We start from the raw sequence: 13,558 nt of genomic DNA on the forward strand, positions 1-13,558 counted from the left end.
AATCCAGACTGCGGGGGCGAACATCATACCGGGAAAGGCCGGCGGGCCATATCACGCAAAGTGTGGTTCTTATTCTACTAAGATATAAACGCCATTACGTGCTACCGGCAAAGCCCGTCCACGCCTGCTCAGTCAATTGGAGAACGAGGTTCGCCCGTGCCGTGAGCATTGCCTCACCAATCCTGGCACTCTCGATGATGAATGCGTTTTCGCTCATTTCGCCACGCTGGGAGCGATCAAGCGCCTGCTCGAGGTCCTGGCTGAATTGACTGAGAGCCGAGTCGAACTCCGAGGGGTATTCGCGCCTCAAAAACGCCACCCAATGCTCCTCTTCCTTGAGCCGCTCAGGCCAGTTGATTTCGGTATCCTCTTTGATAATGCGATTGCGATATGTATTTAACGACTGGGGGTCGATGTTCAGGGAGGATGGAGACAGGCTCGTCGTGAGCGGCGCAGGCAGATCCAACGCCTTCGCCAAGGCAATCCGGCATTTGAGCAGGTAGGTACTTTGTTCGGCACTTGAGTGCAATGGATAATCAAGCCGAACCCAATATTCAATAGACTCGATCCGGCGACGTGCTCGGTAGCAGTTCAAAAAGTCCGCAGCCGAGGCTTGACTGCCAGGCGCCAGCATTTGCAATGGCAACACTGAAAGTTCCAGATCATTAAGACACAACAACCAACCATCCGATTGCCCTCGCAGGTACCTGAATGGATCTTCACACAAGACCCGTTGGATCTGTGTGTCATGGGTTGCGCTGTCAATCAATCGCCAGACTCTACCGGTAATGTCCTCGCGCACCCCCCGATACGTTGCAGAGAACAACGGCGGATAAGAAGCCAACAGCCCCAACAATCCGAAAAAGTTCTCTGCGGTTTGCTGTGCGGCCAGCAGATCCCAAAGCGCCCGTTGGCTTACACGTTGGTCTGCCGCAATCAACGCCAACCAAGGGTCAACGGAAACTAAAAGCGAAAGACTGCCATCCAGCACGCCGCTATGAACATTCTGGAAACCCGGCCTTTGGAGGTATTCGCGCAGTAGGTCCAATGTGGCCCCAGAAAGCTCGTTACCCTGCAAATCCATCGCAATATGCACGTTGAGCCCCGTGCCCAGCTGTGTTTCGGTCAGTGTATTGATTAAATTATCGCGCAAATCAAACACTCGAAGCGCCCGCAGGGTCACCGCCCCCTTGGGCAACAGCTTGATACGTGTGCTTCTGAGCCTGAGCTCTTTCAGCCCCTTCAGTTTATCTAAGTCCAGCTGTCTGCCTTGCCCGAGAGGATTAAAGGAGAGATCCAGGCTGGTCAGGCGCTTCAAGGATGTCAACAGCAATTCATCCTGCAAATTCGGCCGAATGCGATTGTTCGACAAATTCAGCCGCCTCAGGTGTTTAAACTCTGTCAACCCTTCCGGGAAATGAACCAAAAGATTGTTTTCAGCAGAAAGAACGCGAACCAACGGAAAACGCCACAGGAAATCTGAGGGTAGCGCTTGTAATTGATTGTTCCTGAAGCTCAGCAACTCGACATGAAAGAAGCTCGCTTCAAGCTGAGGGAGATCATCCAGCGCCAGGTCGTCAAGGTTGAGCTCACTGGGCACTCCACGATTAGAGTCCTGCTTACTCCAACATCGTCGAATTCGCTCGGAGGCTTCAAGGCGTGTCTTGAGCTTCACAGGGTTCGCCAGCAAGCACCACCGATCAAGCCTGGCATTCAAGGTATCTCGCTCGCTGAAAAGGCCATTGATCAAGTCCTGCCGATCCTCGAAGCGGTCGCCTCCGTTGCGCAGAATCTCACTGGCCTGCGCGTCGGTTTTGGTCGGATACAATTTCCGTAACAACGCCAATTGTCCGGGGTTTACATCACCTGCCCCACCGTCGCCGCTCAGCGGATACCCAATGCGTCCGTCACTCAATCGTCGTGGCGGGTTGAACCAGGGGAGCGGCTCTATGCCAAGTAGTTTTTCAATACCCAACTGCGTGATGTCCAGACGCAGCGCAATATTTTGCGTCAGCTCTTCAACGCCGGATGCATGGGTATAGCCTAACGCCTGGCGTTCAGTAACCGGCAGTGCACCGAGCAGAACCGACAGAAACCCACCGACGCTGCCGATCGGTTGACGCTCGCCATTACTTTGAGGGACGTACGCCTGATATTGACCGTCCATCACCTCCAGCACGCGCTTGAGTGGCGCGTCAGCGGGGCCAATGCTGTCAATCAGGCGCCCTCTTTCCGACACCTGCACGCGTAGATTCTTCGGCCATCCCTCGATGCCCGACACGGTATGCAAGATTAATTTCGCGCTGTCTTGATTGCCCGCAGCGGGCAGATGCACGCCCTCCAAAGCCCTCACTTTGCGCAAATAATGCAACCACCAACGTACCATCGGTGTCAGCGTCAAAGGCACACGGGCAGACTCCAGGCTGCTGCGTTCGGCAGGTGTAGCCTGGCTCACCAGGTCCTCGGCGATGGCTGCGGTCAGGCTGGGAAAATCACGCTGCAGCACCCGAGCCAAAGGGTCGGACGATGGCTCGCTCTTATGACACAGGGCCTTGAAAAACAGCCGCTCCATCTGTGGTTTGTCGATGCTCAACTTTGTCTCGAGCACCGTGATTTGATCGGTACGAGACGCCCCCGTCGTGCCGACCAATGCGTCGGCAGCCTCAGGCCCGATCTCACCGAGCAGTTCATCGTAAAAGTCCCGCCCGATTTCCACGCCGGATTTGACCCGCTGATGAATCGTGAAACGCTCAACCGTCTCCCGCAGGATCGCAGGGGGGCGCTCGTTACGTACATGCACCCGGCGCAGGATAGCCGGCGTCACCCCGCTGATCTGCTGGATCTGCACAATGGCATCCGGCGTTAATTTACGCACCCAAGGCCCGAGACGCTGAAACGGTTTCTGCCCGTCCCAGCTCAGCGGGTTTTCCCATTCGTGGCGCCAGGCGCCGGCACCATTGTGGGTCAACACGGGTGCATAGGCCTGCTCCAGGGACGGGTGTTGAATACGCCAGGGCTCAAGCTCTTGCTCCTGGACGACCTTGTAATACTCTCCCTCGATAAACAGGTAGCGATCGGTACCCTGGCTGTAGAGGCCGAGCGCGTCAGGCTCGGGCACAATATTTGACGTCTCGACAACGCTGGCGTATCGCCCGATCTCACGGCGTGACGGATAAAACCTGCCATCGGGCGTACGGTTGTAGAGCAGGGTTCTGGCGACCGTGTGACGGAACTGAGAGGCGGCGTCCTGCGCGTCCCACCCCAACCGTAGCAGGTCGTCTTCAGAGATCTGACTCACGACCGTTTGGTATAAGTCTTGGGGTTCGGTCGACCTTGTGAGGCTTTGAGTGTCAAACAGTGAGAACTGTCCGCGCCCGTGGTCGGTCACGACAATGGTTTTGTCCAGCGGTCCTCGCGAAACATAAGGTACCGCTTGCGCTTCAGGGCTGATGATCAGTACCTGGCCGGTCAGGTCGCGCAGTGCACTGGCGGCAAACTCAGTGGCCCAATTCTGAGTTTTCTGACTGAAGCGCCGAGGATGGAGTATGCCGTCTACCATGACATCTGCGCGCGCCATCTGACGGGCAGAACGCAGCGCGGTGTCCAGCGCTTTGGGTTGTTGCAGTTGCGATTGCAGGAGCTGTGTCTGCTCATGTTCCGACAACGGATGTCGGCGTAGTACTTCCAACAACCGTGCCCGGCTCAATCTGGGGTGCAATGTGTGTAACTGCTCAATCACGGCGTGCGGCGGGGTATCGCTGGCAACGCTATCAGGCAGTAATCGAAGCACTGACGCAGGTGCGCCCGTGGCCATGGAGCGACTGGTATTGGCGTACGCCGTAAGCGCCTCAAACAGATCAATACGCAACGTCGCGGCTCTGTCAGCGAGTTGCTCGACCAACGTCGACCTGCCCGATAAAAAAACATCGGGTAGCAAATCGACGATAGCCTGAGGCAAATGAACACTGATCCGGCGTGGCATTGAATAAGCGAACAAGCCGTTTTCCAACACGGCGACCGTGACCACATCCGTGGTCTTGTGGTCCGCACGTTTGCTATAGCGCCGCACTTCCACGCCTTGCGGGTTTAGAAGGCTCAAGGATGTGTTCTTCGGCCAATCCTTATGCCGGGTGAGTAATGGTGCGAGAATATCAACGGCACCGACCGCCTCAGGGAGGTTAGCGTCGGCCCCCTCGGCTGCCCAGTCGATCAGCTTGTCAACGTTAAACCGATGCACCGCCTCGACCAGCGAGGCCGAGGGTGGTGCTCCATCCCAGACCTGCTCCAGGTCGGCCCGCGAGCTCTTGCTGAGGTTGACGATCCGCGCCAACGTTTGCGTGGGTACGTCTGTGGCGCCCATCATTTTTTCCACCAGTTGGCCGTCAGTCTGGCTCTTGCGCTCATCGGCCGTCAGCGGTTTGCTTTGCTGGGCCAGCCGGTCGTACAGCGCCTGGTGTCGGCGCCTGACCGTCGGGGCCAACCGTGTGTGCAAGAACCTGCTACTGAGCAAGTCAGCGACATCCATCGCCGTTTGCACCAAGTCTCCACGTTCATCCTTCTGCAGCCCCTGAAAAACTGTTTGCCCCATTGAAGCGAACATGGCGAACGCTCTTAACCGCCCCAGACCTTTCAAAGGCCCTGGCACCGGGATCAACAACAGGCTGATGATTTCACCGAACAGCGTCTGGAAAAACTCAAGCAAGGTGGCCATGGTGCCCGGCGTTTCATGCGCCAATACCTTGAGGTTGGCTCGGCAACGCTCGATGTAAAAACGATAGAGGCTGACGGTAGGTGCGTCGTTAACGCTCTGGCGCTTGTAGCCGATGTTGTTGACCTGGGTAAGCTCGCGTGCACGCCCGAACAACCGGTATAAGAGCTGCGCAAATGCATTGAGCTCCTCCGGCTTGGTCTCTTTCGCTGGCCTGGCGCTCAAGCGCGCGTAGTCTGTCAACGACATGGACTGATACAACCACCTCATTTCCTTTCGCGCATGGAACGCCTTGAAGCCGACGTAAAACTCTTCGGCCGCCTCCGAAAATTTGTCGTAGTGCCTGAAGGCACCACCAGGCCGGTTGGGAAAATAGCTGAATGCACCTTTGCAGCCTTTGACGGAAAAAATCACATAGGGAATGCTCAGGTAGTCGCCTTTTGGCAGGTCCGTGTAGACGCCAAGCAGGCCATACCGTTCGGTCCCATTGGTATTGTCCGGGCCATGGGGAATGAACATTTTCACTTCCTGAGTGACCTCCCAAGGCGACTCGCCTGACAACGCACTCACCACCGCCTGGTACTTTTCGCGGTCAACACGGCTTGTTTCAGTAGTCCTCAAGGCCTCTATCAGCGCGAATTCAAGCTCTGCGGTTGCCAGCGCCATTACCTGCGCGCCCAATAGCGTGGAGCCCTGCAGCGCGCTATCGAGGCGCTTGCGTAATTCGGCGCCAAGATTGAGGTCGCGCACCAAGCCAATAAAATCCCCCGCGCTGATCCCGACATTCGAATCCAGGTAGCTGGCCTCCGTAAGGCTGACATGCCCCGGAAAACCCCATCCCGACAAACCGCTGTAGTTCATGCACGCAGCCTCCCACAGCGTGACACTGGACAGCCCCGTGCTGTCTACGCGGTCATCCACGGCGCGGGGAATCCTCAGGGCGGGGTCGTTTGGCGTCGATGTATCAGCCGGTTTCAAGTAACGGGTATGGATACGGGCGACCTTGGGATCGACCTCTTTACCAGCGAGTTTTTTCAGTGCTGCAGTCAGCGTCGACAACGAGGTGGCTTCAAGGTCGGCACCGAGTTGATCAATAGCGGCTTCGAAAATGGTTTGCGCTTGGACGTAGGCCCTTTGCAAACGGACGTATTCTTGTTGCTGTTGCACATCGAGGCAGCCGTAAAAGCGCTCGAGGGTTTTGCGCAAAGGCATCAGCACGCGCGTCATGGACCACTCGGCGCCAGACATCAACGGCCCTAGAGCTTGTTGCTCCTCGATATACGCAGATAACGTATCTGGGGCGGGGGGTGTCACTTCAGGCTCTGTCATTTTTCACTCAGGGGGTGTGATAAATGACGAGCCTATCCAACGGCACTTACGCTGAGCGGTAGCTATGTAGCATCTACGTGATTACGCTGGTAGACCGCCTCCCCCATCGCCGCAATCTGACCTTCGATCAAGGCGTCGAAGGGCCTGAGCAACGCGTCGAACGAAGCCGGGGCTTCGAGTACCTGCAACGCTTGCACGATGGCTTCAACCGTCGACAAAGCGCCCGGACCAGGTGCCTTGCGCAACCGATAACGCGACACGCCATCGCCCGCCAGGGTGACGCGCGGCAAGGCGGCCAACAGCGGGTTGAGGTGCAGCAACTTGCGGGCCTTGCGCCAAGTGCCGTCGGGCACCACCAGCAACAAGGCGTGATCGTCAGGCGTATAGGCGTGCAATGGCTGCGCGTCGTCCGCCGGAAACAACAGGCGCGCCTGATAACCCGGCGGGCTCAACAGTGTGGCCAGGTCGTCAAACACCTCGCCCACCACCAACTGCGCATTGTTCAAACCCAACGCCGCCAACCGCGCGGTATTGAGCGCGTGGTTGACCTCACTGGGGTGCTGCAACAGCAAGATGCGGGTGCGGCTGTCGAGGCTGGGGATCAGCGCGCATAGGCAGTGAGTAATGGGCCTGAGGCAGCGGGAGCATTGGGGTCTGGACATGGTTTATCAGGCCTGGTTGAGCTGCGCTTTAAGCAGATCGCGGAAAGTCTGGATCAGCGGTTCGCGGCTGCGACCACGGCGCATGATCATCGAAAACGGCGCCTGGTAGCCGAAGGTTGCCGGCAACAAAACGCGCAAGTCGCCCTTGTCGGCCCAGGCCTGGGCGTAGTGCTCGGGCAGGTAGCCGATATAGGCGCCGGACAGCACCAGGATCAACTGGGCTTCCATACTTTCCACGGTGGCCGCACTGTGTTTGAAACCATGGCGCGCCAGTTCGGCCTGGCTCCAATAGCCTCGGCCGACCATGCGTTGCTGGGTGATCACTTGTTCGGGGATACGCCGTTCGTTGAACAACGGGTGGCGGGTGCTGCAATACAACCAGTGCTGTTCGCGGTAGAGCGGCATGTAGATCAGCCCGCTCATGCGGTTGGAAAAGGCGCCGATGGCCAGGTCCAGGCGATTGTCCTGCACGCCCAGTTGCAGCTCGTAAGGGCTCATCACCGACAGATGCAGGTGCACGGCCGGGTGTTCAAGGCTGTAGGCACCAATGACTTCGGCGAACGGTAAAGCCTTGTCGCTGACGGTGGAGTCCAGCACGCCAAGCTTAAGCGTGCCGCGCAGTTCGCCCTTCAGGGCAGCGGCATATTGCTCAAAACCCTCCAGCTCACCTAAAAGACGCAAGGTTTCCTGATGGAACAGTTCGCCTTTACTGGTGAGGCTGAACCCGCCCCGGCCGCGATGGCACAGCACCAGACCCAGGGCCGATTCGAGTTGGCTCATGTAGGTGCTGATGGCCGACGTCGACAGGTTGAGTTCGTGCTGGGCATTGGCGAACCCCTGGTGGCGCACGACGCTGACGAAGATGCGCAGGAGTTTCAGGTCGGGCAAGGCGTTGGCCATAGGGTCTCCAGAGGACACACAAAAACCTGTGGGAGCGGGCTTGCTCGCGAATGCGCTTTATCAGTCTCAGATGTATTAACTGAACCACCGCATTCGCGAGCAAGCCCGCTCCCACATTTTTGAACCGCGTTCGGCAGGAAAGACCTGCTGGGCCACAGAGTTTACCTCAGCCATTAGTTTAGAAAAATCTGAACTAAGTATTTGCCTCTGCCGATTCTTCCCGCCACGGGCTTTTCGCAGAATCGGCCCCTAATAAACAAAACAACGATGAGGCACTCCCGTGGACAAGATTTTCCACCAACCACTGGGCGGCAACGAAATGCCGCGCTTCGCCGGCATCGCCACCATGATGCGACTTCCCCACTTGCAAACGGCCAAAGGCCTGGACGCCGCTTTTGTCGGCGTGCCACTGGATATCGGCACCTCGCTGCGCGCCGGCACCCGCTTCGGGCCGCGTGAAATTCGCGCCGAATCGGTGATGATCCGCCCATACAACATGGCCACCGGCGCCGCACCGTTCGACTCGCTGTCGGTTGCCGACATCGGCGACGTGGCGATCAACACATTCAACCTGCTCGACGCCGTGCGCATCATCGAAGAAGCCTACGACGAGATCCTTGAGCATGATGTGATCCCGATGACATTGGGCGGCGACCACACCATCACCCTGCCGATCCTGCGCGCTATCCACAAAAAGCACGGCAAGGTCGGGCTGGTGCACATCGATGCCCACGCTGACGTCAACGACCATATGTTCGGCGAGAAAATCGCCCACGGCACCACCTTCCGCCGCGCCGTGGAAGAAGGCCTGCTCGATTGCGACCGCGTCGTACAGATTGGCCTGCGCGCCCAGGGCTACACCGCCGAAGACTTCAACTGGAGCCGCAAACAAGGCTTCCGTGTGGTCCAGGCCGAAGAATGCTGGCACCACTCCCTCGCGCCGTTGATGGCCGAAGTGCGCGAAAAAGTCGGCGGCGGCCCGGTGTATCTGAGCTTTGATATCGACGGCATCGACCCGGCCTGGGCACCTGGCACCGGCACCCCGGAAATCGGCGGGCTGACCACCATCCAGGCGATCGAGATCATCCGTGGCTGCCAGGGCCTCGACCTGGTTGGTTGTGATCTGGTAGAAGTTTCGCCGCCTTACGACACCACCGGCAACACTTCGCTGCTCGGCGCCAACCTGCTGTACGAGATGCTCTGCGTACTCCCCGGCGTGGCGCATCGCTGATGAGCGCGCAGCAGGTATTGAAAGCCGCCGCCGAGCTGGTGGCGGCCTTCGCCGCGAATGACCGCGAGGCTTACTTTGGCGCATTCACCGCCGATGCCAGCTTCGTGTTCTACACCCTCCCCCAGCCGCTGCTGAGCCGCGATGCCTACCAGGCGTTGTGGGACAGCTGGCGTGCGGACGAGGGGTTTGAGGTGCTGTCCTGCACCTCAAGCAATGCCTTTGTCAGCCTGCAAGGTGACGTGGCGATATTTATTCATGACGTGGCCACCGAGCTGCGCATGAACGGGGAGCAATTTTTTAGCCAGGAGCGCGAGACCATTGTCTTCAAACGGCAAGCGTCTCACCTAGAACAACAAGGCCTGTGGCTGGCCTGTCACGAACATTTGTCCGCTATGCCGGAAGGGCTGCCGCCCCCTTAGCCAATGTGATCGGAGCTGATCATGAATAATAAAAACAACCAAAACAGTATTCGCAAAATAGAAACCAACGGGGTCGAACAGATCCCGGACCACGAACGTAGCGCCAGGCCCAAGGATCTGTTTCGCCTGATCTTCGGCGGTGCCAATACCTTTGCCACCGCCGTGCTGGGCTCGTTTCCGGTGCTGTTCGGCTTGTCCTTCCAGGCCGGTGTCTGGGCGATTGTGCTGGGCGTGCTGGTGGGTGCGCTGATCCTGGCGCCGATGGGCCTGTTCGGGCCGATCAATGGCACCAACAACGCCGTGTCTTCGGGTGCGCACTTTGGTGTGCATGGGCGGATTGTCGGTTCGTTTCTGTCGCTGCTGACGGCGATTGCCTTCTTCTCACTGTCGGTGTGGAGTTCGGGTGATGCGCTGGTCGGTGGTGCGAAACGTCTGATTGGCCTGCCGGAAACCGACCTGACCCTGGGCTTGGCCTATGGCTTGTTTGCCCTGCTGGTGCTGACCGTGTGCATCTACGGCTTTCGCTTCATGCTGTGGGTCAACCGCATTGCGGTGTGGGCGGCGAGCCTGCTGTTTCTGCTGGGCATCTTCGCATTCGCGCCAGCGTTCGACAGCCACTTCGCCGGCACCGTCGCCATGGGCCAGGCTGGCTTCTGGGCTGCCTTCATCGGCTCGGCACTGGTGGCCATGAGCAACCCGATTTCCTTCGGCGCGTTCCTGGGTGACTGGTCGCGCTACATCCCGCGCGAAACGCCGAAAATGCGCATCATGCTGGCGGTGGTGCTGGCGCAGATCGCCACCTTGATCCCGTTCCTGTTCGGCCTCGCCACCGCGACCATCGTGGCGATCAAGGCGCCGGACTACATCGCGGCCAACAACTATGTCGGCGGTTTGCTGGCCGTATCACCGAGCTGGTTCTTCCTGCCGGTGTGCCTGATCGCGGTGATCGGCGGCATGTCCACCGGCACCACCTCGCTGTATGGCACCGGGCTGGACATGTCCAGCGTGTTCCCGCGCTTGCTGTCACGAGTCAAGGCCACGTTGCTGATCGGGGTGATGTCGATTGCCTTCATCTTTATCGGACGTTTCGCCGCCAACCTGGTGCAAAGCGTGTCGACCTTCGCCGTGCTGATCATCACCTGCACCACGCCATGGATGGTGATGATGATCATCGGCCTGATCGTGCGCCGCGGCTTCTACTGCCCGGATGACTTGCAGGTGTTCACCCGTGGCGAGACCGGCGGGCGCTACTGGTTCAGCCACGGCTGGAACTGGCGCGGCCTGGGCGCCTGGATCCCGAGCGCGCTGGTGGGCCTGTGCTTCGTCAACCTGCCGGGGCAGTTTGTCGGGCCGCTGGGCAACCTCGCCGATGGCATCGATATCAGCCTGCCGGTGACGCTGGGGCTGGCGTCGGTGGTGTACCTGACCTTGCTTCGCATGTTCCCGGAACCGGCCACTGTCTATGGGCCGGCCGACCCTCGCAGCCGGCGCACGGATTCGCACGCTAACCCGGCGCTGCAACAAGCCGCCTGATCGCCCACAAAAAAGAAAAACGGAGAACCGCCGTCATGGCTTTGGATTTATTCGTCGTACTCATCTACGCCGCCGGCATGCTCGTGCTCGGCTATTACGGCATGCGCCGCGCCAAGACCCACGAAGACTATTTGGTGGCCGGTCGTAACCTGGGCCCGTCGCTGTACATGGGCACCATGGCCGCTACGGTATTGGGCGGTGCATCCACCGTCGGCACCGTGCGCCTGGGTTATGTGCACGGCATTTCCGGCTTTTGGCTGTGCGCCGCGCTGGGCGCGGGGATCATCGCGCTGAACCTGTTCCTGGCCAAGCCGCTGCTCAAACTGAAGATTTTCACCGTCACCCAGGTGCTGGAAAAACGCTACAACCCCATGGCCCGCCAAGCGAGTGCGGTGATCATGCTGGCCTACGCGCTGATGATCGGCGTGACCTCGATCCTGGCTATCGGCACCGTGCTACAAGTGCTGTTCGGCCTGCCGTTCTGGGTGTCGGTGCTGCTCGGCGGTGGCGTGGTGGTGGTGTATTCGACCATTGGTGGCATGTGGTCGCTGACCCTTACCGACATCGTGCAATTCGTGATCAAGACCGTCGGCCTGATGTTTATCCTGCTGCCGATCTGCCTGTACCGCGTCGGCGGCTGGGATCAACTGGTGGCCAAGCTGCCGGCGTCGAATTTCAGCTTCACCGAAATCGGCTGGGACACGATCATCACCTACTTCATGATCTACTTCTTCGGCATCCTGATTGGCCAGGACATCTGGCAACGCGTGTTCACCGCCCGCGACGAAAAGGTCGCCCAGTACGCAGGCACGTTCGCCGGTTTCTACTGCATCCTCTACGGCCTGGCCTGTGCCCTGATCGGCATGGCCGCGCATGTGCTGCTGCCGAACCTGGACAACGTCAACAACGCCTTCGCCGCCATCGTCAAAGCCTCGCTGCCCGATGGTATTCGCGGCCTGGTGATCGCCGCCGCACTGGCCGCGATGATGTCCACCGCCAGCGCCGGCTTGCTCGCCGCTTCCACTGTTTTAACTGAAGACCTGTTGCCACGCCTGCGCGGCGGCAAACAATCGAGCCTGAACATCAACCGTCTGTTTACGATGCTCACCGGTATCGCCGTGCTGGGTATCGCGCTGGTGGTCAACGACGTGATCAGCGCCCTGACCCTGGCCTACAACCTGCTGGTGGGCGGCATGCTGATCCCGCTGATGGGCGCGATTTTCTGGAAGCGCGCCACCACCTCCGGCGCCATTGCCTCCATGACGCTGGGCTTTGTGACGGCGCTGGTGTTCATGTTCAAGGACGGCTTGGACGCAAACACACCGATCTACTACAGCCTGGCGGTCGGGCTGGTGAGTTTTGTAGTGGTGAGCTTGTTGTCGCGCCGACCAGAGGCATCGGTGGCCAGGGCCATTTGACAGGTAACGGGATTTAAAGCGGTTTCTTCAGCGGGCGCGACGTCGGATGTCGCGCCCGTTTTTTTACCTTGCACAAAACAACTGTGGGAGCGGGCTTGCCCGCGATAGCAGTGTGTCAGTCAACTTTTTATAGACTGATACACCGCAATCGCGGGCAAGCCCGCTCCCACATTATAAAACCTGCTGCGACCAGAGCTTAGCGGCGACGCGGACGACGCTGCTCGTCATCTGTGCGAATCGGAATAGGCTGCAGCGGTGGTTCAATCAGGCCCAGCGCAACGCCGAGGTCGTGGAGCCAGTTTTGAATTTTCTCTTTCATGGTTGCCCCCTTTGAGGGTAATGCGGCTAGGCGGGAGTTCTGTCGCCTTTTCCTACAGTGATAGTAGCCCTAAGTCCTAGGTAATGCTTGAACGAAACCACAACGAACTATTACAGGATTGATCCGAATCCTGACGGATCGTTCAAGCAATCGCGCGCGTGTCTTGCAGGAAATCGGCCTTGCCCTCTTGTTGCAGATCGATCCATGCATTGAGGTTAGCGCCGAGCATGCCCTTGCGCCACATCAACCAGGTGGTGGCAGTGGCAAAAGGCCCGGTCAACGGATGAACGGACACGCTGTCCTTGCCAGGCAGGCTGTCGAGCATCGATTCGGACATCAACGCCACGCCGGAACCGGCGATCACGCAGGCGAGCATGCCTTGGTAAGACTCAATCTCAATGGCGCGCCCCATGGCCACGCGCTCGTGGGAAAACCAGGTTTCCAGCCGCGCGCGGTAGGCGCAGCTGCGTCGGAAGGTAAATACCGAGCGGCCGGCGACATCCTGGGGGCCACGCACGGGCGGGTGATCCGCTTCGCAAATAATCACCAGGCGCTCTTCGCACAGCGGCACGCCGTCCAGCGACGCGATGGTGATAGGGCCATCCACCAAGGCCGCATCCAGACGCCCGGTGATTAAGCCTTCCAACAACTCGCCGCTGGGCGCCGATTGCACCTGGAGGTTCACCATCGGATAGGCCTTGTGATAGCGCGCCAACAGTTTGGGCAAATGCACGGCGGCCGTGCTGTACATGCTGCCCAGCACGAAATCGCCCGCCGGTTGCCCACCCTGCACCGCACCGTGAGCTTCATCATGCAGCGCCAGCAGACGGGTGCTGTAGTCCAGCAGCACTTTGCCCGCAGGAGAAAGCTGCAAGCGCTGGCGTTCGCGCACAAACAACTCGACGCCAAGTTGCTCCTCCATCTGCTTGAGCCGTGTCGAAAGGTTCGATGGCACTCGATGCAGGCGCTCAGCCGCGCGGGTGATGGAGCCCTCTTCCGCCACGGCCTGGAAAATCCGCAATTGACTGAACTCCATACC

At 59.1% G+C, this 13,558-nt stretch carries 9 protein-coding genes; 4 read left to right on the plus strand and 5 right to left on the minus strand.

Annotated features, from left to right (window positions below):
- Positions 1–94: 94 nt before the first annotated feature.
- The 3 genes from K0H48_RS21890 to K0H48_RS21900 form a co-directional block, all read right to left on the minus strand.
- Positions 95–5,935, minus strand: coding sequence for an NEL-type E3 ubiquitin ligase domain-containing protein (locus tag K0H48_RS21890; RefSeq protein ID WP_257627086.1), 5,841 nt, complete (start codon positions 5,933–5,935; stop codon positions 95–97).
- A gap of 164 nt (positions 5,936–6,099) precedes the next feature.
- Positions 6,100–6,699: a tRNA-uridine aminocarboxypropyltransferase gene (locus K0H48_RS21895; RefSeq protein WP_219269115.1), complete on the minus strand. Its 600-nt coding sequence runs from the start codon at positions 6,697–6,699 to the stop codon at positions 6,100–6,102.
- A gap of 6 nt (positions 6,700–6,705) precedes the next feature.
- Positions 6,706–7,599, minus strand: coding sequence for a LysR family transcriptional regulator (locus K0H48_RS21900; RefSeq protein ID WP_017134867.1), 894 nt, complete (start codon positions 7,597–7,599; stop codon positions 6,706–6,708).
- Positions 7,600–7,879: 280 nt separating this feature from the next.
- Here K0H48_RS21900 and speB point away from each other — a divergent pair, with 280 nt between their 5' ends.
- The 4 genes from speB to K0H48_RS21920 are packed head-to-tail and all read left to right on the plus strand — an operon-like array spanning position 7,880 to position 12,200.
- Entirely contained in the window at positions 7,880–8,830 is a 951-nt protein-coding gene (speB, locus tag K0H48_RS21905; protein ID WP_056861477.1) for an agmatinase, read from the plus strand.
- Positions 8,830–9,249, plus strand: coding sequence for a nuclear transport factor 2 family protein (locus tag K0H48_RS21910; protein WP_219269116.1), 420 nt, complete (start codon positions 8,830–8,832; stop codon positions 9,247–9,249). The genes speB and K0H48_RS21910 overlap by 1 nt, the downstream gene beginning before the upstream one ends.
- Before the next feature lie 21 nt (positions 9,250–9,270).
- A complete protein-coding gene (locus tag K0H48_RS21915) occupies positions 9,271–10,782 on the plus strand; it encodes a cytosine permease (protein WP_219269117.1) in 1,512 nt (503 codons plus the stop codon).
- Positions 10,783–10,817: 35 nt separating this feature from the next.
- Positions 10,818–12,200, plus strand: a complete 1,383-nt coding sequence (locus tag K0H48_RS21920; RefSeq protein WP_219269118.1) for a sodium:solute symporter — start codon at positions 10,818–10,820, stop codon at positions 12,198–12,200.
- 196 nt (positions 12,201–12,396) lie between these two features.
- Here the strand turns inward: K0H48_RS21920 and K0H48_RS30865 are convergent, their stop codons facing one another.
- Both K0H48_RS30865 and K0H48_RS21925 read right to left on the minus strand, forming a co-directional pair.
- Entirely contained in the window at positions 12,397–12,519 is a 123-nt protein-coding gene (locus tag K0H48_RS30865) for a PA1414 family protein (protein WP_017134862.1), read from the minus strand.
- Positions 12,520–12,661: 142 nt separating this feature from the next.
- Positions 12,662–13,555: a LysR family transcriptional regulator gene (locus K0H48_RS21925; RefSeq protein ID WP_138814438.1), complete on the minus strand. Its 894-nt coding sequence runs from the start codon at positions 13,553–13,555 to the stop codon at positions 12,662–12,664.
- Positions 13,556–13,558 lie beyond the last annotated feature (3 nt).

This window comes from Pseudomonas sp. Xaverov 259 (assembly GCF_019352915.1).
GTDB lineage: Bacteria > Pseudomonadota > Gammaproteobacteria > Pseudomonadales > Pseudomonadaceae > Aquipseudomonas.

Coding starts and splice junctions, on each gene's coding strand:
- K0H48_RS21890 (WP_257627086.1), bottom strand. CDS start 5,935: ATGACGCGCGTGCTGATGCCTTTGCGCAAAACCCTCGAGCGCTTTTAC.
- K0H48_RS21900 (WP_017134867.1), bottom strand. CDS start 7,599: ATGGCCAACGCCTTGCCCGACCTGAAACTCCTGCGCATCTTCGTCAGC.
- K0H48_RS21925 (WP_138814438.1), bottom strand. CDS start 13,555: ATGGAGTTCAGTCAATTGCGGATTTTCCAGGCCGTGGCGGAAGAGGGC.
- K0H48_RS21895 (WP_219269115.1), bottom strand. CDS start 6,699: ATGTCCAGACCCCAATGCTCCCGCTGCCTCAGGCCCATTACTCACTGC.
- K0H48_RS30865 (WP_017134862.1), bottom strand. CDS start 12,519: ATGAAAGAGAAAATTCAAAACTGGCTCCACGACCTCGGCGTTGCGCTG.
- K0H48_RS21920 (WP_219269118.1), top strand. CDS start 10,818: ATGGCTTTGGATTTATTCGTCGTACTCATCTACGCCGCCGGCATGCTC.
- K0H48_RS21915 (WP_219269117.1), top strand. CDS start 9,271: ATGAATAATAAAAACAACCAAAACAGTATTCGCAAAATAGAAACCAAC.
- K0H48_RS21910 (WP_219269116.1), top strand. CDS start 8,830: ATGAGCGCGCAGCAGGTATTGAAAGCCGCCGCCGAGCTGGTGGCGGCC.